The sequence below is a fragment of the Mesorhizobium sp. WSM4808 genome (assembly GCF_055811675.1).
The window spans coordinates 25218-43920 of sequence record NZ_JBVVQX010000030.1 but is presented as its reverse complement, the minus strand read 5'-3'; the positions used below and the strand labels follow the sequence as shown (position 1 = coordinate 43920).

At 59.1% G+C, this 18703-nt stretch carries 15 protein-coding genes and 7 pseudogenes; 6 read left to right on the top strand and 16 right to left on the bottom strand.

Annotation, left to right across the window (positions count from 1 at the left end; all coding sequences use genetic code 11):
* Positions 1 to 152 precede the first annotated feature (152 nt).
* The 8 genes and pseudogenes from AC0L2U_RS31855 to AC0L2U_RS31820 form a co-directional block, all read right to left on the bottom strand.
* Complete coding sequence (locus AC0L2U_RS31855; protein ID WP_473603299.1) at positions 153 to 503, bottom strand: UPF0149 family protein; 351 nt, start codon at positions 501 to 503, stop codon at positions 153 to 155.
* A 79-nt stretch (positions 504 to 582) separates the two neighbouring features.
* Positions 583 to 1806 (bottom strand): IS66 family transposase, encoded by a 1224-nt coding sequence (gene tnpC / locus AC0L2U_RS31850; protein ID WP_473603298.1) that lies wholly within the window; start codon positions 1804 to 1806, stop codon positions 583 to 585.
* A gap of 72 nt (positions 1807 to 1878) precedes the next feature.
* Positions 1879 to 2144: pseudogene (gene tnpB, locus AC0L2U_RS31845) on the bottom strand (IS66 family insertion sequence element accessory protein TnpB).
* An 80-nt stretch (positions 2145 to 2224) separates the two neighbouring features.
* Positions 2225 to 2638, bottom strand: a complete 414-nt coding sequence (gene tnpA / locus AC0L2U_RS31840; protein WP_473603297.1) for an IS66-like element accessory protein TnpA — start codon at positions 2636 to 2638, stop codon at positions 2225 to 2227.
* Positions 2639 to 2976: 338 nt separating this feature from the next.
* Positions 2977 to 3177: an IS1096 element passenger TnpR family protein gene (locus AC0L2U_RS31835; RefSeq protein ID WP_473603301.1), complete on the bottom strand. Its 201-nt coding sequence runs from the start codon at positions 3175 to 3177 to the stop codon at positions 2977 to 2979.
* A 40-nt stretch (positions 3178 to 3217) separates the two neighbouring features.
* Positions 3218 to 3598, bottom strand: coding sequence for a plasmid pRiA4b ORF-3 family protein (locus AC0L2U_RS31830; RefSeq protein ID WP_473603296.1), 381 nt, complete (start codon positions 3596 to 3598; stop codon positions 3218 to 3220).
* Positions 3595 to 4165 (bottom strand): annotated as a pseudogene (locus tag AC0L2U_RS31825) (IS66 family transposase); the annotation flags it as partial. The pseudogene AC0L2U_RS31825 and the gene AC0L2U_RS31830, both read right to left, overlap by 4 nt.
* 89 nt (positions 4166 to 4254) lie before the next feature.
* Positions 4255 to 4308: pseudogene (locus AC0L2U_RS31820) on the bottom strand (hypothetical protein); the annotation flags it as partial.
* 43 nt (positions 4309 to 4351) lie between these two features.
* Between AC0L2U_RS31820 and AC0L2U_RS31815 the strand changes: the two are divergent.
* Positions 4352 to 4645 (top strand): hypothetical protein, encoded by a 294-nt coding sequence (locus tag AC0L2U_RS31815; RefSeq protein WP_473603302.1) that lies wholly within the window; start codon positions 4352 to 4354, stop codon positions 4643 to 4645.
* Positions 4646 to 4650: 5 nt separating this feature from the next.
* Here the strand turns inward: AC0L2U_RS31815 and AC0L2U_RS31810 are convergent.
* Positions 4651 to 4776 (bottom strand): annotated as a pseudogene (locus AC0L2U_RS31810) (transposase); the annotation flags it as partial.
* 280 nt (positions 4777 to 5056) lie between these two features.
* On the opposite strand from AC0L2U_RS31810, the gene AC0L2U_RS31805 reads away from it, so the two are divergent.
* From AC0L2U_RS31805 to AC0L2U_RS31790, 4 genes are all read left to right on the top strand, one after another.
* Positions 5057 to 5863, top strand: coding sequence for an ABC transporter permease (locus AC0L2U_RS31805; RefSeq protein WP_473603295.1), 807 nt, complete (start codon positions 5057 to 5059; stop codon positions 5861 to 5863).
* A gap of 23 nt (positions 5864 to 5886) precedes the next feature.
* Positions 5887 to 6906, top strand: coding sequence for an ABC transporter substrate-binding protein (locus tag AC0L2U_RS31800; protein ID WP_473603294.1), 1020 nt, complete (start codon positions 5887 to 5889; stop codon positions 6904 to 6906).
* A gap of 73 nt (positions 6907 to 6979) precedes the next feature.
* A complete protein-coding gene (locus tag AC0L2U_RS31795) occupies positions 6980 to 7783 on the top strand; it encodes an ABC transporter permease (RefSeq protein ID WP_473603293.1) in 804 nt (267 codons plus the stop codon).
* Between the two features lie 39 nt (positions 7784 to 7822).
* Positions 7823 to 8641: an ABC transporter ATP-binding protein gene (locus AC0L2U_RS31790; RefSeq protein ID WP_292386886.1), complete on the top strand. Its 819-nt coding sequence runs from the start codon at positions 7823 to 7825 to the stop codon at positions 8639 to 8641.
* A 30-nt stretch (positions 8642 to 8671) separates the two neighbouring features.
* On the opposite strand, the gene AC0L2U_RS31785 is transcribed toward AC0L2U_RS31790, so the two are convergent.
* Complete coding sequence (locus AC0L2U_RS31785; RefSeq protein ID WP_292386885.1) at positions 8672 to 9481, bottom strand: IclR family transcriptional regulator; 810 nt, start codon at positions 9479 to 9481, stop codon at positions 8672 to 8674.
* A 134-nt stretch (positions 9482 to 9615) separates the two neighbouring features.
* On the opposite strand from AC0L2U_RS31785, the gene AC0L2U_RS31780 reads away from it, so the two are divergent.
* Positions 9616 to 11235 carry a phytoene desaturase family protein gene (locus tag AC0L2U_RS31780; protein WP_473603292.1) on the top strand — a complete coding sequence of 540 codons (1620 nt, stop codon included), beginning with the start codon at positions 9616 to 9618 and terminating at the stop codon, positions 11233 to 11235.
* A gap of 585 nt (positions 11236 to 11820) precedes the next feature.
* Here the strand turns inward: AC0L2U_RS31780 and AC0L2U_RS31775 are convergent.
* The 6 genes and pseudogenes from AC0L2U_RS31775 to AC0L2U_RS31750 all read right to left on the bottom strand — a co-directional run.
* Positions 11821 to 11883, bottom strand: a pseudogene (locus AC0L2U_RS31775) (tyrosine-type recombinase/integrase); the annotation flags it as partial.
* 378 nt (positions 11884 to 12261) lie between these two features.
* Positions 12262 to 12675 carry a hypothetical protein gene (locus AC0L2U_RS31770; RefSeq protein ID WP_473603291.1) on the bottom strand — a complete coding sequence of 138 codons (414 nt, stop codon included), beginning with the start codon at positions 12673 to 12675 and terminating at the stop codon, positions 12262 to 12264.
* Between the two features lie 418 nt (positions 12676 to 13093).
* Complete coding sequence (locus AC0L2U_RS31765; protein ID WP_473603290.1) at positions 13094 to 13774, bottom strand: tyrosine-type recombinase/integrase; 681 nt, start codon at positions 13772 to 13774, stop codon at positions 13094 to 13096.
* Between the two features lie 690 nt (positions 13775 to 14464).
* A pseudogene (locus AC0L2U_RS31760) lies at positions 14465 to 15603 on the bottom strand (IS91 family transposase).
* An 11-nt stretch (positions 15604 to 15614) separates the two neighbouring features.
* A pseudogene (locus AC0L2U_RS31755) lies at positions 15615 to 16462 on the bottom strand (site-specific integrase).
* A 688-nt stretch (positions 16463 to 17150) separates the two neighbouring features.
* Positions 17151 to 18650, bottom strand: coding sequence for an FAD-dependent oxidoreductase (locus AC0L2U_RS31750; protein WP_473603289.1), 1500 nt, complete (start codon positions 18648 to 18650; stop codon positions 17151 to 17153).
* Positions 18651 to 18703 lie beyond the last annotated feature (53 nt).

The following is an 18703-nucleotide window of genomic DNA, read 5'->3' as shown; positions in this document are numbered from 1 at the left end:
CCAGATCGACGACCTCTTGCCATGGGCCTACATCCAGGCTCACGAACTCAGCGCAGTGGCCTGAGAACATCGCTTACCGATGAAGCGCGCGGTCTCAGGCCCCGGCCTGGGCTTGCCGAGGACGGGCCTGCCCTTTTTGTCGACGCAGTAGATCAGGATCGGCAGCAGCAGGCCGTGGTTGGGGTTGTTGAGGTCGAGTAGCGATTTCCATTTTTGCTGTTGAGATTGATGGCCGCGTAAAATCCCTGGCACCACGTTCGCGGGTCGATGCCGCCGGTGGGCTTGGTGGCGAATCGGGGCGCATAATCCTGCGGTCTGTCGAAGAGCGTCTCGTTGATCCGGTTGTGGATCCTGGCGACGCTGGCAAACACGGCGTGATCGGCTGCAGAGCCTTTGGCCACGACGTCGCGCCGCAACCCCATGAGCGGGCACATCCAGTCTTGCGGGTCCGCGAACCGCGGCCCGGTGACCGCCGCCGTTACGAAGCCATCCAGCGCCGACATCGCGTCCGCACCAGCGGGCGGGGGTTGGTCTTGACGGCCATCCAGGCCTCCAGCGATGGCGCGCGTTCAATCGCTTCCTCTAAGATGGCCAGCTCGAGCCCGACAATCGTCGCAGCGCGCGTACCAGTGGTCGGGTTCGCCTTCGTCGTGCGGCCAATCGCTCGGCGGGCGGCAGCCCCCGTATCTCTTCCTCGATCTGGTAGATCGCCTGGATACCGGCCATCGCCGTCGTGCTGAGCTCGGTCGGCTGGCTTTCGTGAACGTCGAATATCTTGCGACGCAGATGGGCCAGGCAGGCAGCTTCTCGAATGGCGCCGCCCTTGTAGAGCTGATTGTAGCCACTGAATCCGTCGGCCTGGAGGGTGCCGGCAAATCCGGCGAGCTCGGTCATCACGCTCTCGCCGGCGCGGCCCATGGTGGCGCGATACCAGGCGATCGGCGGCTCCTGCGAACCCGAGTTGCGGTCGTCGGCGACGTAGACCCAGTGCGCGCCCTTGTGTGTCTTGCCGGTGCTGGGCGCCAGGATCGGAAGCCGCGTGTCGTCGGTGTGAATCTTGCTGCGAGTAAGGCCGATCTCACGGATGCGGTTGTAGATCGGATCGAGCAAGGCGACGGCGTAGCCGGCGCTGCGCGCAAGCGTGGATCGCTCGATATCGACACCCTTGGCGGCCATCATCTGTACCTGACGGTAGTAGGGCAGATAATAACCCCACTTCGCCATCATGATATGGGCAAGTGCGGCATAGCTGAGCTTGCCGCGTGCAATGGCCCTGGCTGGCGCCGGCGCCTGGATGATTTTATCGCAGGTCCGGCAGCTGTACTTGGGTCTAATGGTCTCGATCACCTGCCAGGCCTGGGCGGCCAGATCGAGCATCTCCTCGCTATCTTCGCCCATGGCGCGCATGTCGCCACCGCAGCCCGGGCAGCATGCGCAAGAGGGCTCGCGAACGATCCGATTGCGCGGCAGGTTGGGGTTGAGCTTGCGCACCGGCAACACCCGGACCTTGTCGGTGTCAGCAACGATGGGCAGCTCGATGTCGGGCACGTTGGCGGCGAAATCGGTCTCGAGATCTTCGAGTTCGAGCCGCATCTGGCCTAGCTTCTCGGACGAGCGGCCGAAGGCCTTGCGGTTGAAGCGATCGATCCGCAGCTGCAGGCGCTGGATGCGAAGCGCGGCCTCGGCGCGCTCTCTTCGCAGTTGCTCATCCCGTTCGGCAATGGCGGTGTCACGGGCGGAAACGGCCGCCTCCAGAAAGGCGATCCGAGCGATGAAATCAGCGATGGAGGGAGCTTGTTCCGACACCCAAATTACATACCCGAAAGACCTCGTCTACGGAAGCAAAATCTATACAAAATCAATAAGAAACGACCGAAGTTAGCCGGCCAGACGCGGTCGATAAATCTTGTTCGGCCGGCGCCAATCGATCCCGTCCAAAAGTAGCGAAAGCTGTGCCTTGGTGAGCGACACGGTCACCTGATCCTTGGTGGTTGGCCAGGCGAAACACCCATCGGAAAGGCGTTTGTAAAAAGGCAAAACCCCTGGTCGTCATGCGCCAAAATCTTGATGATATGACCCTTGCGTCCACGGAAGCAGAAGATCGCGCCGGAATGCGGGTTGAGCGCGAGCACCTGCTGCACCATCCGCGCCAGGCTGTTGATCCCGCGGCGCATATCGGTCTCACCGCAGCACAAGTAAATCCGGTCGGTCGGCACCAACGTGATCACCTGGTCAACTCCGCCAGTACGATACGCAGCGCCGTCGGATCGATGGTCCCGTCGATCCGCAATCGCGCGCCGTTCGGAAAGGCCACGACGATCCTGCCGGCCGAGTCCGGGCAATCGGCGACGGGACGACGCTCGACCTCGGGCAGATCGTTCACTTCGATCCGCGGGAAAGTTGCCATCGCCCGATCGGCCTCGAGTTCGCCGCCGGCCATCTGCTTGCGCCAGGCATAAAGCTGTGACGGAGCTACGCCGAACGCCTCCGCGACCTCGGTCACCGACGACCCCGCCGCGCTCGCCAGGTCGACCAACGCGCGCTTCTCGGTGCAACTCCACAGCCTTCGTTGCCGCACGCGCCCGGGCAGCGCTGCACAATCTTCGGCCGGCGCGCCGCCGCTGATCTCGGCGACCATATCGCCCCTCGCATGTTCCAATGTCATGGCGCGAAAGCTCCATGTTTATCAGCCTTTGCAAGGTGCCTTGGCGCACCGCTTACGGCGCGTCCGCTGTCGGCTCGCACCTGGCGGCAGTGGCAGAGCCGCGGACGTGCTCGCTTCCACCGTCGACGGCTGCTCCATAGCCAGATACTTCATTCGCCAAGCGTCCACTTAATCTAAGCGGACACTAACGCCTCAAGGTACGCGTCAGTAGGCGGCCTTCGTCGTATGCATACGAACTGTCCGCCGAAGCGCAGGTTAGCAATCCTGCGCGACCGTAAGCCTCCGGTGAGGGCCGCGGCCCCTCGCGATCTTCAGCGTGTCTGGCTGCGGCTCTTCTCGAAGCCGGCCTTGCCGAGAGCACGGCGTCTGGCGAGCTTTCCGATCCGGGGTTGGATTTCCTCATCAGCGGCATGTTCGGGATCGAACGGGCGGCCGTGCCAGCGTTTGAGTTCGCGATGCTGCTCGTGCTTTGGATCGGCGATGGCGTCGAGGAACAGTTCGAAGTCGGGGATGCCGCCGACATGGTCCTCGGGCGGAGCGCGGCCTGCGCCGTCAAATGTAACGGGGATACTCGGCAGCTGGATCGGCGCTGGCGATCTCCTCGATTGTGACCGTGTGCCGCCAGTCGTCGCCGAAGTCGTAGGTGTAGGCCAATTGCGTGATGCCGCGATCGACCAGCGTGCCGAGCCGCGTGGTCTTCGCCGAGTAGGTTTTGTCGCGCAGGCTATCCCATTCGGGATCGGGGATAGCGTAGCGCTTTCCGTCGGCCCGGAACTCGAACAGGTGATAGTCGTCGAACCGCACGGCCGCTTGAATGACGTCGTGCAAGGCGTTGAGCGTTGCCGTCAGCGGCACCTCGGCGCGCCGCCAGATGGCGGGCTGCCAGTCATCGAGCTGGATCCTGATGCGGGCGATACGATCGGCGTGGCTCATGCCGCCAATCTTGCAGATTGCGCCGTCCAGTTCCACGGCAGGAGTTCGGACAGCCGGCTCTGCGGCGTGTCGGCGATGCGGGCGAGCACGTCGGCGAGCCAGGCCTGAGGATCGACGTCGTTGAGCTTTGCCGTGCCAATCAGGGTGTACATGACGGCAGCGCGCTCGGCGCCACGGTCCGAACCGGCGAAGAGCCACGCCTTGCGGCGCCCGCTCGGCAGCATTGTTCGTCAGGCAGACGCGCCCGTCATCAAGGAAGCGCGTGAAGCCGGACCAGCGTTTGAGCATGTAGTCGATCGCCTGGGCGACCGGGGCGTGGCGCGAGAGTTTTGCTCGCTCGCCGCGCATCCAGTCTTCCAGTTCGGCGACGAGCAGCGCCCTCCTATCTGACCTGACGGCGAGGCGCTGTTCTGCGGCCAGTCCATTGATATCGCGCTCGATGTCGAACAGGAGATCAATGCGTTTGACGGCTTCGAAGGCGATCGGCGAGATCGGCGGCGCGGTCTTTCCCCGACGCGCATTGGCGGCGATGTCCGCGAGCACGAAGAACTTGCGCCGCGCATGTGCCTTATCTTGTGCAACGGATAATGCAGAGCGTTTTTGATCAGATCGCCGCGCCGGCCGCGGAAGACGAACAGGTGACCATTGTGCGGATCACGCTTCAGCGTCTCCTGCACCACCAGCGCCAAGCCCGGAAAGCCCTTCCTCATGTCATGTCGGTGTGGCCGGTCGCCAGCCACACCCGCACGCCGCTTGGAACCGGAATCATCTGGACCCAAGCGAGTCCAGAACGCGCCGCAGCGCCTCGACATCGACATCGACATCGACATCGACATCACGATCTACCCGGACCCGCTGCCCACCGCCAAGCTCGATCTCGATGATGCCGCTCTTACGGCGACGTCGACCGGGAGACACCGATGGCGTCGGCGCCTCAACAGCTGGCGCGGCAACAGCAGCAGCGATCTCGACGGGATCAATTGCGATGAAGCGGCATCGACCCTATCGCGCAGGTCCTTGCGCCATCGAAAGAGCTGGCTGACGTGAATGCCTGCCGATCGCGCGACTTCCGAGGTCGAGGTTCCAGGTTCGAAGGAGGCCGCGACCAGACGCTCCTTCTTCTCCAGCGACCAGCGCCGGCGCCTCTCAACCGACGTGATCACCTCAACCCGCGGCATCGTCATAGAGCTACTCCTAGGATTATCCCTAGGACTTCCGACGTTCGCCCTCAGCCTACAAGGCGGCATTCACCGGAGGAGTACGCGCGACCCGGTATGCCGTCCGGGTAAATCGTCGGAATCCGCACGGGTGCCAAGCGCACCAAATCGATCTGAGATTCTCGTTGACAGCGAACAGCGAGAGAGTTACAGATGGAACATCGTTCCACCTATATCGGCTCGGCCGACATAAGGCTAAGAGTTAACAGGTCCGAACAACTAAGCCTCTAGGTTGCTTAAGATGGTGCACGGTCTAACCACTGATGACTCCCTTTCGCGACGGAGCAGCGTCACCTCACTGCCGTGGATGACGCCAATTTTATGGTTCGCTGCCCTGTTCGTTATCTGGGAAGTGTCTTTAGATGTGGTAGGAATTTCTGACTATTTGGTGCCGAGGCCCTCACAGATATTTGCGCGGATAATTCATGAAAGCGGATTTATTTGGCCCAACTTGCTGGATAGCTTGTTGTTGATCGGCATCGGTTTTACAATCGGCGCAGCAGTAGCGATCCCACTGGCCTTCATCATTTCAGTGAGTCCCTTTCTCGAGCGTAGCTTGTATCCTCTGATCTTGCTTTTCCAAATCGCGCCCAAAATCGCGTTCTTGCCGCTTCTAATAATCTGGTTGGGTTTCGGGCACACCTCGGCCATCACGCTGACGGTTATGTTCGTAGTATTCCCCATTTTGGTCGACAGCCTTGCCGGTTTCAAATCGGTCGACCGGGATATTTTCTATATCTCCCGCTCCATGGGTGCCAGCTGGTGGCAAACGCTCTTCCTGATCCGGCTGCCTGCGGCCTTGCCTCACATTTTTTCAGGAGTCAAGGTAAGCATCGTTCTGTCGGTCACGTCGGTTATTATCGCTGAATACATAGGATCAAACAACGGTATAGGGTATTTGGTCCTGCGCGCTGTACGCGTGAGCGATATACCCTTGGTATTCGCGCTGCTATTCTGCGCTGCGTTGGTTGGAATAGTTCTCAACTACGGAATTCGTTACGCCGAAAGTGCGTTGATGCCTTGGGTGCGCCACTTGGAAAGACCTTAAAGCTGATAAAAAAGGGGAATGAAATGAACTATGCGCATGGACGTATTCTGAAGAAAGCTGGCCGAGTTCTGTTGATCGCTGCGATTTCGTTGGGATCAAGCAGCTCGCTATCGGTTGCGGCTGATAAGATGAAACTGACTTTTAACTGGACTGCCGACGAGGGCGACCTCGGGTTCATCCTGGCGAAGAAGCTTGGATTTTACGAGAAGGCCGGCATCGACATTGAGTTCGAAGAGGGCAGGGGATCCTCGATCACCTCCCAACTTGTGGCGACCGGTCAAACTGATGTCGGCTATGCTGATGCTCCTGCTGCCTTGAGCGTCGCCGCGAAAGGAGCAAACTTTAGGATAATCGCGCCTATTCTTGAGGGTAACACTTCCGCTGCGATCTCTCTCAAGGAGGCGGGCATCACCTCTATGAAAGACATGAAAGGCAAGAAAATAGCCGTATGCAACGGATGTTCGCAGGCAGCGCTTTTGGAGCCGCTTCTAAAGGCCAACGGCCTTGAACGGTCCGATTTGGAGGTCATCAATGTTGACGGGGCGGCATTCATCGGACTCCTAACCGAAAAGCAAGTTGACGTGGTTCTGTCCGATCCCGGCAGCATTAGTGCTCCGCTTCGGGACCGTGGAATCGATACCACCGCCATCATGTACCGTGACAATGGTGTTCCTACCATCGGTCTCAGCCTGATTGCACGACAGGACAAGCTGGAGGCAAATCCCGATCTCTACAAGCGGTTCCTCGATGCCACGCTCAAAGGATGGGATGCTGCCCGCCAAGATCCGGATGCCGCAGCGGATGCTCTCCTTGAAATGTACCCTAAAGCTAATAGTAAGGACGCGATTCTGTGGTCGGCGAAAACGCTTATCATCCCCGCACTCTGTATCCAGGGCGCTAAAACTTTGGGTGACGTGCCAGAGGCAAACTGGAATTTGAACTACGAGCTTTTGACCAAGTACCTTGAGCTACCAACGACAAAGCCGATCGCTGAATACTATACCCGTGATTATCTCCCGGCCAACGCACCATCGTGCCCCTAGCAATACAACACGAGCGTCCGCGTAGACGCGCGGACGCTCACATCAGCCACGGCGGTTGTGATAAGGAACGCAGATGAACTCACTCGTGCCCCGGCTCACCACGATGCGAATATGGGCTCTGGCTGACCCTGTGATGACTTGGTTTCTGCCGGTGGTGACGATAGCTCTCTTTGGTCTCACTTGGGAATACGCCAGCCGGCTTTTCTCAATTCCCGAATTTCTCCTGCCCACGCCGACAGCCATCATCAGCAGACTGCTCCACGATTGGCCCGAGATGTGGACGCACTTTGGTTTCACAGCCTCGATGGTCATACAAGGCTTCGCGTTGGCGGCGTTCGTAGCTATCCCCTTGGCCCTGCTCATTGCAACCTTCCCCGCGCTTGAGCGCGGGCTATACCCAGTGTTGGCATTTTCCGAGATGATACCGAAAACCATCATCGCCCCGGTGTTGATCGTCTGGTTTGGGATAGGGGTAGGTTCGAAGGTTGGGTTGACAGCACTGTTGACCTTCTTTCCAATCCTGGTCGACACCGTTTCGGGTCTGCGGGCCATAAATCCTCAACTGTACGATATCACCCGCTCGATGGGCGCTACTCGTTGGCAGACCTTCATACGTGTGCAGGTGCCAGCGGCACTCCCTTTCATATTCTCGGGCATGAAAATTGCCAGCGTTTACGCCGTAGGCGGGGAGCTCTTGGCCGAATTCATTGGCGCAACGCGCGGGCTTGGGTATCTGATTATCCAGGCGTCTACCTTCATGGATCTCGAAGGAATGTTTGCGTCGATCGTTGCTGTCACGGTTCAGGGTCTCATCTTTTTTTATGCACTCGCGGCCCTTGAGCATGTTTTCACACCCTGGACCCGCATCAAACGCTGATCAAAGCAAAACCCAATGTTACAAAACAGGGGACGGTTCATGCACGTTGTGAAACTGAAAACCGCTATGGAAGATGCTGCCGGCACAGGCGCCTCAATTACAGCAACCGGGCTTACAAAAGTATTTCATGTTCCTGGAGGAACAGTCCCGGCGGTGGGGCCGATCGACTTGCATCTCAAAAGAGGCGAATTTGTCAGTGTAATTGGTCCGTCGGGCTGTGGCAAGAGCACCACCATGCTCATGGTAGCTGGCTTGCTTCAGCGCTCGTCCGGAACGGTCGCGATAGACGACAAGCCGCTTGCTGGACCAATTACCGACATCGGAATCGTGTTCCAGAATCATCTGCTGCTCGAGTTTCGCACTGCGATGGCCAATGTCATGCTGCAGCAGCAGATACGCGGCCTCAACAAACAGCGGGTTCGTGAGGATGCCGAAGTGCTATTCACGAAATTGGGTTTGAAGGGCGCTCAGGATCGCTATCCTGCGCAGTTGTCTGGTGGAATGCGCCAGCGTGTCTCGATCGCGCGTGCATTGGTGCATCAGCCGTCGATGCTTCTTATGGACGAGCCGTTTGGCGCGCTTGACGCGATCAGTCGCACTCAGATTAGGCACGATCTAGAGCTGTTGTGGCTGGAAAAGCGAATGACCGTAATGTTCATAACCCACTCAATTGATGAAGCAATTGGGCTGTCCGATAGAGTCCTTGTCATGTCGCAGTCGCCGGGGCGGATCGTCGATGAGATCGTGATAGACCTGCCGCGTCCGCGGCCAGCGCATCTCGGTGAATATCCGCAGTTCACCGAATATGCGAACCGTATTTACTCAACATTCGAGAAGCTCGGCGTTTATCGATTTTAGCCACGCGGGTTTGAACTGCGCTGTCTGAACCTATTCTGTTTGGTTACCCAGTTGTCTAAGGGGCCATAGTTCAGCGAGCTTAGCGGCGGCCCTCACAACGGCCGCCGCCGTTTTCTCGTGGTGTTCCACGGCCAGTCGCGAGCTAGGGCCAGCGACGCTCACTGTGCCGACTGTGGCTCCTCCAGTTAAGGAGATCGGTGCCGCAATTGCGACCACACCAGATTCAGCCTCCTCATCAGAGATTGCCCAGCCGCGTTTTCGGGTAAGCTTTAACTCTTCCATGAAATCTTCCACTGACGAAATCGTGCCGTTTTGGCCCTCGTCGCCGCCGCTGATAGCAATGCGAAGCGCGTCCTTGGAGTTCAATGTTGAGAGATATGCCTTTCCGTTTGCGGTGGTCGCCAAGCGAACGCGAGCGACCATTTCCGGCTGATATTTTAGTCCATTCTTGGCACCTTGAACTTGTGATATCCAGGTCAACGTCTCTCCCTGAACAACCGCCATTCTGACGAGCTCGGAGCTATCTGTGGCAAGCTCCTCAAGCACGGGCTGGCAAACGTCGGTAAGCCGCGTCGCTGTTAAGAACCGCTGTCCTAGAATAGCAAGACGCAGAGACAGCTTGTAGAAACCCGTAACTTGCTCCTGTTCTACCCAGCCGATTTCGCATAACACGTTTAGCATCCGGTGAGCGGCGCTTTTCTGGAGGTCCAGTTTCTCCGCTATCTCGCCCAAGCGCATTGCTGAAGCTTCATTTGCAAGCAGTTCGATGACAGCAAAACACCGCTCGACGAGGGAATTGACAACTCTCACTAGGTGGCTCCGTTCCATCAAGAACGTCATTCTAGCACCCTGGACTCCTGCGTTCAAGCGAGGCGCTTGAAGTTATCTAGGATGCGCAGATGGACACGGCTGGCGAAATTTGTTACGTCGTTCTAGATAGAACGACGTTACATGCAGTAAGGAGTTTCTACGTCATGGCAAGCCAGGCTGAGTACGATGTAGTTGTAATTGGCGGCGGGCACAACGGGTTGGCAACAGCCGGGTATCTCTCCCGTGCGGGCATTAAGACGGTAGTGCTCGAACGGCGCGGTATAGTAGGCGGCGCGGCCGTGACCGAAGAGTTTCATCCTGGTTTTCGCAACTCCGTCTGCTCGTACGTCGTGGGCCTCCTCCATCCAAAGGTTATTAAGGACCTCCAACTTAACGAATACGGGTTAGACATTATCGAAAGGACTGGAACGACATTTCTGCCGCTGCCAGCCGGCGACTCAATGTTTATCTCGCCGAAGATTGAAGATACAGAACGCGAAATCAGGCGCTTTTCTGCCCAGGATGCCGAACGTTATCGTGCATTTCACGAAGAACTCCAATCGGCCGCGGACGTTATCCGAGACACGTTGTTGGAGACACCGCCCAACCTCGCTGGTGGCTTTGGTGACTTATTGTCGGTAATTAAAATGGGCAATCGCTTCCGGAAACTGGACCGGACGAAGCAGCGGAGCTTCATTGATCTGATGACGATGAGTATCGGCGACTACCTGGACGAGTGGTTCGAAGGGGATCCGTTAAAGGGTCATCTGAGCTGGGATAGTATTGTAGGCAATATGGTCAGCCCATATCACCCGGGCTCCGCCTATGTTCTAATCCACCACGTGATTGGAGAGACGCACGGCAAGAAGGGCGTCTGGGGGCACGCGCGGGGCGGTATGGGCGTTATAACGCAAGCAATGGCCCGCTCGGCTGAAGCGACAGGGGCTGAGATTCGAGTCAACTCGCCGGTTCGCGAAGTTATCGTAGAGAAGGGTATTGCGCGTGGTGTTGTGCTCAGCGATGGAAGCATCGTGCGGGCGAAGGCCGTCGCCGCCAACGTGGGGCCGAAGTTACTGTACCTGAAGCTGATCGATCGCTCCGCGCTCGATTCTGATTTCCTCCGCCAGATGGAGGGGTGGCGGTGCCGTTCAGGTACCTTCCGGATGAATGTGGCCTTGTCGGAACTCCCGCGTTTCCACGGTTTGGATCGGATTTCGCATGTTGCCCAGCCGCTGAACGGTGGGATCCATATCTGCCCGTCGCTTGATTATCTTGAGCGGGCATATGACGACGCAAAAAGGGGTGCCTGGTCCAAGGATCCGCTGGTGTCCATGATAATTCCGAGCCTATGCGACGATAGTCTCGCGCCGGAAGGTCGACATGTTGCAAGCCTGTTCTGCCAGCACTTCAATCCTCAGCTTGCGGACGGTCAGACATGGGACGATGTCAGAGAGATCGTGGCCGACCACATAATAGCGACGGTGAACCGATATGCACCTAACTTCACCTCAAGCATCCTGGGCCGCCAGGTGCTCAGTCCTCTCGATCTTGAGCGCGAATTCGGGCTCGTGGGGGGCGACATCTTCCATGGAGCACTTCAACTCGACCAACTCTGGGCTCTGCGCCCAGCCGCCGGATACGCTCAATATCGGGGTCCGCTGCGCAATCTTTACATGTGTGGATCCGGCTCGCATCCCGGCGGAGGTGTTACAGGCGTACCAGGCCATAACGCGGCGAGAGAAATCATCAAGGATTTCAGAAAACGAAAGTTGGCCGCGTACTAAAGAGGAAACGGCGAACTGATTTAGGAACTCGCCCGCGTTGGCACGAAGTCTGCAGCTTCCGAGGCGCGCTGAAAGTCGTCCGAGCCGTGCAAATGGAAGGAGGCCCGGCTGATGTGAACTGACCCCGAAAGTTGGACACAACCTTCGGGCATGTTGCACGTCCAGACTGTCAAATTGCACGCCGATTCCCCGCCTCAGGGTCAAAATTAAAATTGCGCGCCGAAACCCAGGGAAACCAATCAGAGCCGCATAGCGGCTTAACAAACAGAATGGCGTCCAGGGATGGCAGTACCAGTGTCAGCATTCCAGCTGATGAAGAACTTCTTCGCCACGCCCAAGTCCGAGCTCTTCGATCCGTCGGCAAGCAGCCAGGTGATCATTTCCGGCGTGTAATGGCCGTCGCCTCGCTCGTGCCAGAACAGGCCGGAGCGCGCGCCCCGTGATCCACCGGCACGCCGCCGCGCATCGATGTAGGCCCGAAGCTCGACTACAACGCTGTCGGGTAGCGGCAGAATCCGGGTCTTGAAGAACTTTGGTCTGCCGGATGGTTATCGTACCGTCCTGCAGGTCGACGTCACCAAGATCGAGACGGGCAAGCTCGCCGCGCCGTAAGCCTGCGCAATAAGCCAGCAGCAGGATCGTGTACATGCTCCGCGGTCGAAGCGGCACCCGTGGCGACGGATACGCACGTGCGACGTCGAGCATCCGTCGCATGTCGGCAGGCGAGTAGATATGGGGCTTTCGCCATTGCCTGGCGGCCTGCTTCCTCGGTCTCGGGTCCGGTCGCCGCTCAGGCATCGACGGGTCGCGGTGACGAAGGATTTTCGCCAAGACGCGCTTGAGCTTTTCGCATTCCTACGCGTGGTAACGCGTGCCATTCGTTGCCGCCCATCGATCGATCATGGCGCTCAGCGGTTCGGTTTCCGGTCCCGGATGCGACTGCAGGAACCGGTCGACGCAAGAGCAACAGGGGCTGCGAAGTGTATTTGTATCCTCTGCGCCGCATCATCGCGACATGCTCGGCCATCATTTTCTCAGTACGCTGCCGAACGGCCTAGGCTGGCGCAGTTCGGCAAGAGCCTGTTCCGGATCCCGCGACGCCAATGCCCGCCAGATCGGCATGCTCTGCTTGATATTGCACTCATCGCTCAGAGCGGCGACGGGATTGCGTTCGATCGCGCCGATTTCCACCAGGCGTTCGAGGAACCGGTCAATGATGCGGGTGCGGTGCAAGAGCGTGGATGCCGCCCGGCGAATGGCTGATTCTCGTAGCCAGGCCAGCAGCACTTCTTGACCGAGTGCCTCGTAACGTTCGGCGACATCCTGGAAGCCATGCAAGACCTGCCGATAACAGGTTCGGCTTTTCATGCTGCGCAGATCAAGGCTCGCGACATAGCGGCCGATGTTCGCGCGGTCGGGATCGGGCCAGCGGGCGGTCATGCCAGCACCTCCATGCCCGGCACGTCAAGCGCGATAGTCCTGAGGTCCTCGGTAGCAAGCTTGAGGTAGGGAGCCGTCGATCCTGTCGAACGGTGTCCCAGGAGGTCGCCGATGACCTTTTGAGGCACCGCTGCGGCGCGGCCCGCAGCATTTCGACCGCGTGCGCATGACGGAAGATATGAGGTCCACCCTTACCAGGCGGTTGGACGCCAGCGTCACGGAGCCGCCGGCGAACCACGCTGTAAAGCTTGTCGAGCTTGCGATAGGGCGCGCGCGTGCGGATGAAGATCTCCCTGGCATCGGTCACGGGCCGTCCGGAACGCAGATAGGCGAGCACCGCTTCGCCGACCGGCTCAAGCAGGGGCAGGAATGTGGTGGCTCGCGTCTTGTAGTGTCGAACATGGATGGCTTCCGTTCGTCAATCGATGTCCTCGATCCGTGGATGGCGGATCTCTCCAGACCGTAGACCGTAGGCTGCAAGGAGTTGCAGGATCGCATGGTCTCGCAACCCCGCCGATGTCTTGTCCTTCTTGGCACTCTCCAGCACAGCGGCTATCTGGCCGCGGTCCAGAACTGACGGTATTCCTTCGTATGCATAAAGCGTCGGGGCTATGACGTGCCCTGACAGGTCCATCGTGACGCGACCTGTGATGTGGAGATAACGCAGCAGCGAGCGAAGCCGCTCTGCTACAGCCTTCAGTGAGCAGCGCGTCAGTTTCGGCGCGCGCAAATCCATATAGCGGTCAACGTCATTAATGCTGAGGCCCGTCCACCCGTCGATGCCGCTATCGGTCTGCCAGGCAAGGAAGTTCCGTGCTTCCCACATCAACGCTGCGACGCTGGAGCAAGCCAACCCGCGTTCCTCACGCAGCCAAATTTCGTATTCGTCGCAAGTTGCAAATCGGGCCACATCGCCCGCGCAGATAGGCTCGATAGCTGGTGGCCATTGACCGTGAGCAAGCCGCAACAGGGCATGAGTTCCGGAGCGCGGAACCTCGTGCCAACGCGCGCTGGGACGTCGACAACGCTCCTTTTCGAACATTACGATTGCGTGCTGCAGGTATTGCTCTACCTGCACGTCGATCACGTCCGCGATCAAGATACCCCGCTGCCCCAGATAATCGAGAAACCCAGATGCGTAGGTGCAGTAGCTCCTCGCCACGACCGGGCTGTATCGCTGACTGAGAAGCGAGGAATTGAGTGCGGCAATAGTTCGTGACGGCTATCCGGCATTGGCTGGTCCTCTGTTGGTCGACCCGCAGAGGTTCGGCACGGAATAATGCAAAGCAAGCCGATCCGAAAACGGCGAAAATCCGCCGATCAAGCCGCAACGCCAAGCTAAAAACGCTCTGCATAATCACGAGGTCCCCATAATGCGGAGGAGCACGCAGAACGGCGGGTGGCGAAAGCGCGCTGAGGTGGATCGCGACGGTGAGCTAAAAACGTGTTGGACTAAGCCGCCGGCACGGGTGGCCGCTATGGGCATTCAATTGACGCCGTGCCCATGAACAGGCATGGCGCGGGCGCGGATGCGGTCGTGGACGCCGCGATTGGAAGGGGTCGCGTGCGCCGAAGCGGCACGGATATGGGTTTCGGCAAAGTGAGGACCGGCGTCGCCCCCTGCCGGCAGAGGCAGCCGGGGGTGACGGCGCGCACCTTCGCGGGACCGGTTCGGTTTTCTGGCCGAACGGCTCGTGCGATGCGGTGACGGCGAAAGCGGATCGGTTCTTTCATGACGTATCCCAGTATGGCGGGGGTCCAGTGGCACCGTCGAAGATTTCGATGATGATCATCTGTCCTTGACGACAGGCGGGGCATTGCCTGAGGGAATGACCGGTGAGATCCTCGTAGCGGTCGCGATAGTCCTTTGCGGGTCGGCTGTCCGACGGCTCGGGAACCGGCATGCCGAGCAGGTCGCGGCAGTGGGCGAGCTTTTGCGCCCGGTAGCGATTGCCAGAAAACCGTAGTAGCGGATGCGATGGAAGCCCTCGGGCAGGACGTGCAACAAGAAGCGGCGAATGAACTCGTCGGACGCAACGGTCATGACCTTCTGCCGATTGCCGTGCCGTTAGTCTTTCCAGCGGAAACGCACGGCGTTGTCCTCGATGTCGATGAGGCGATTGTTGGAAATGGCGACGCGGTGCGTATAGCGGCCGTCGTAGTCGAGGACCTGCTCCGGTCCGGCGAAGGGCGCCTTGGCAAAGACGACCCACTCAGCCCTTCGTAGCGGCACCAAATAACGCAGGAAGCGTCGCGCTCGCTCAGGTGCTGCAATCCAGAGAAGAACTTCAACCGGCCGGCGTCGAAGGCTTTCCGAAGATGTTCCAGAAACAATCGTCGGAACAGCCGCGAGAGAACCCGGACGGGCAAGAGGAAGCCGGGCTTGCAGGCGATCCACCGATGGCCGGCGCGAGACAAGCCTCCGCCGGTGACGACGCAGTGCAGATGCGGATGATGAAGCAGGTTCTGGCCCCAGGTGTGCAGCACGGCGAAGAAACCGATCTCGGCGCCCAGGTGCTTGGGATCGCCGGCGATGATGCGCAGGGTCTCGGCGGTGGCGCGGAAGAGCAGGCCGTAGGCGAGTGCCTTGTTCTGATAGGCAATGGCGGCAATGGGCTCCGGCAGCGTGAAGACGACGTGAAAGTACTGGGTGTCGAGAAGCTCGGCGCGACGATCCTCCAGCCATTGTGCGCGGGCCAGCGATTGGCAGCGGGGGCAATGCCTGTCGCGGCAGCTGTTGAAGGCGATGCGCCGGTGGCCGCATTGATCGCATGCTTCGACGTGCCCGCCGAGCGCGGCGGTCCGACACAGTTCGATCGCCGTCATGACGCGGCGCTGGGCGGTCGACAGCGACGCATCATGCTGGGCGGGATAGGCTTCGCCGTAGCAGCGGAAGATATCCGCCACTTCCGGCCCCGAGCGGGCCATTGCCGCGCCGCTCAGAAGTATTGCAGCTTGGCGGGCGGCGGCACGGTGGGCGCCGGACGCGGCAAGAGCTCGAAGGGACTCGATGTGGCGCAGACCTTGTTGGTGGCAATCCGCAGGTAATGGGCGGTGGTCGCGAGGCTGCGGTGACCGAGCAGCAGTTGAATGGTGCGCACGTCGGCGCCGGCCTCCAACAGATGCACGGCGAAGGCGTGCCGCAAATTGTGTGGCGTGACCGGTTTGGACAATCCGGAGAGGTCGCGCGCTTTCGCGCAGGCTTGTCCCACCGCATCCCTGGTGATCGGCTGGCCGGCGCGATCGCCGGGGAAGAGCCACACCTTTGGCCGCCGCATCTTCCAATAGTCGCGCAGAATCTCGAGCAGCTTGGCGACAGCATCACATAGCGGTCCTCCTGACCTTTGCCCTGCTCGATGCGGATGACCATTCTCTGGCTGTCGATGTTCGTAGGCTTCAGGTGCACTGCTTCCGAGATGCGCAAGCCGGCGGCATAGCAGGTGGTCAGTATGGCGTGGTGTTTGACGTCGAGGACGCAACCGAGGAACCGCTGAACTTCCTCAGGACTGAGGATGATCGGCAACTTCTGCGGCTTCTTGGGAACCGGCAGGACCTCTTCAGGCGCCCAGTCCCTTTCGAGCGTCACACTGTAGAGAAAGCGCAGCGCCGCAATGGCGGTGTGGATTGAGCCGGGCGACAGCTTCTTCTCGTTGGTCAGATAGACCTGATAGGTCCGAAGATCCTCTCGCTCGAGCAAGTCCGGCGACTTGCTGAAGTGGAGGGCGAATAGCGACACCTGTTGCAGATACGACAGCTGGGTGTTGAGCGCGAAGTTGCGCACCTCCATGTCTTCGCTCATGCGCTAGCGGAGTTGGGTCATGACAAGCTCCTTTGTCCGATGGAATGGGCTGCAAGCAGCCACCCCATGCTGACGCAGTCGGAGCTTGTTGTGGACACATCACCAGCGCGACAGACGACGCCATCAGATCACGCGGTCGGCACACACCCTTGCCGCTCCGCGGTCGCGGAGCGGGTTAGTCCAATGCCGATTAAGCTGCGTAAGCCACGGGACTTCGATAAGAACGGCCGCGCTCGCTCGGCATAGTATTCTGCCGTCCTTGCAACAACGCAAAGGAGAGCAAATGACCAGCACCATTAATCTCTACAGCCGCCAGCTATGGCAACGATTTGTGGATCTTTCGAGACAATGTCGATGCTTACACCCAGGTAACGTTTTCGCACGTGCGATATGCAAACCAGCCGGGCCGAGGTGATTGCCAAGCCGACACCGTCTCTGTTAGCCTTGGAGGATGGTGCCTCTTTGGCCTGTTGCCGGCGCGAACAGCCCCGAGATTCGTCGCCCACCGGCCGAAAGCATCTTCATTTCGGCGAAATCCGTAGACCACCTCAGTAAGACCCAGCTTTGGACCGGACCATTACAAGCAGTTGCTGAATTTCTGTTGGGCTGTGTCATGCGTTTTCCTCAGCCGTAAATTTCAGTGCGGATTGACCGGCAGTGCGTCTCGGATAGAAGGTCAGATAGGGTCGCGGAGAGCTGCGCCACGGCCCGCCAGCCGGCCTGAGGTGAACGCCCAGCCCAGATGGTGACCGTGGCCTTCGAGGATAATGCCTCCTTGGCCTGTTGCTCCGGCCGCGAATAGCCCCGGGATTGGTCGCCCACCCTCCGAAAGCACCTCCATTTTCGGCGAAATGCGTAACCCCCCCTCAGTTAAGACCCAGCTCCGGACCGGACCCAGTGCTATGAACGGCGGCTCGAGCAACCCGCGGCATCCTTGCCGTGGGCTGCGATTGTAATCTGCTACCGATTTTTCGAGCGCTGTTGGCGAGACGGCAATTTTTTTTGCTAGTGCAACAAGCGAGTTCGCGCTGTGATAGATGTCTTTCCGGTTGCGCCTATAGTCAGGGAGATAGGCATAAGCGACACCTGGCGCCGTCGAGATGTAGTTTGGCCACGCGCTGAATGCTTTTGCTAATTGGCCGTCCAAGATTATGTGGGCTTCTTTGCCCTTCTGCAGAGGAACCACTAGATGTGGTTCTCCACATTCATCGGTGAACCTCACACCATCCTTGTTCACCAGAATCGCGCCGCTTTCGTATAATTTGCGTTGCGGCTCAAGAACAGTTGTCAGGAACATCATGATAAAGGGGCGGATCAGAGAAGGGGGCAATTTCGCCATTGCCCACCGCATCGTTAATGCGAGGAAGCGACTGGGTGGCAGCATGGTCATCACATTGGTTTTTGGGGGCACAAATCTGAGCTGGGGACCGCTCACGATATCGCCATTCACGATTTCGCCGCCGACATCGAGCCCCAGTTGGATTGCGTCTCCGGTGCTCGTTTTCACCAGCGCGTCAACCTGAGCGATCACATCACCCGCATATTCCCTTTTCATTTCGCTGTTGGCGCTGAAATCGCCGCCCGCAAGTACAACGCCGCGCCGGGCCAAGAAACGCTGCGATGAGCCATTTGCGTCGGCTTCCAGCCCGATGATCTTCCCTTGGTCAGTAATAAGGCGCCGAACGCGATGGTTGAACCGGACGTCGACCCCCAGTTGGCGAGTCCTGCGATATAGCGCATGGGCATACGCGCGCGAGTTAGGCAGGACGTTGTGCATCCGCGGAACGCGGTGAGGGGGTTCCGGCATCGGCCCGAAAAAGACAACTCCCATATTCAAAAGTTTCCGCAACGTTTCGGGTACGTTGTCGACGAAGGCTTGGCGCAACTCGGGATTGTCACGGAGCAAAAGCTTGCCATGAAAAAGAGCCATGTCCTCGAAATGAGCGTCCGGTGTATCGGTTACGCCGATGGCTGCCTGCATGGGTGAAGCGCTGGACGAGAGTGAACCGATTGCCCAATTGGTGGTGCCACCCGGGCTAGGGTTCTTCTCAAGCACGAGCACGCGGCTTCCCATCTCCGCAGCCTCGATAGCCGCAAAGAGTCCCGATCCCCCACCACCGACTACAATCACGTCCGCCGTAATTTCGCCCTTCGTCCCATTATCCCGCCGGCCCATTTTCACCTCCAAAGTCTAAACTTCAAAAAATACCCCTGCAACCCGGTTGACCC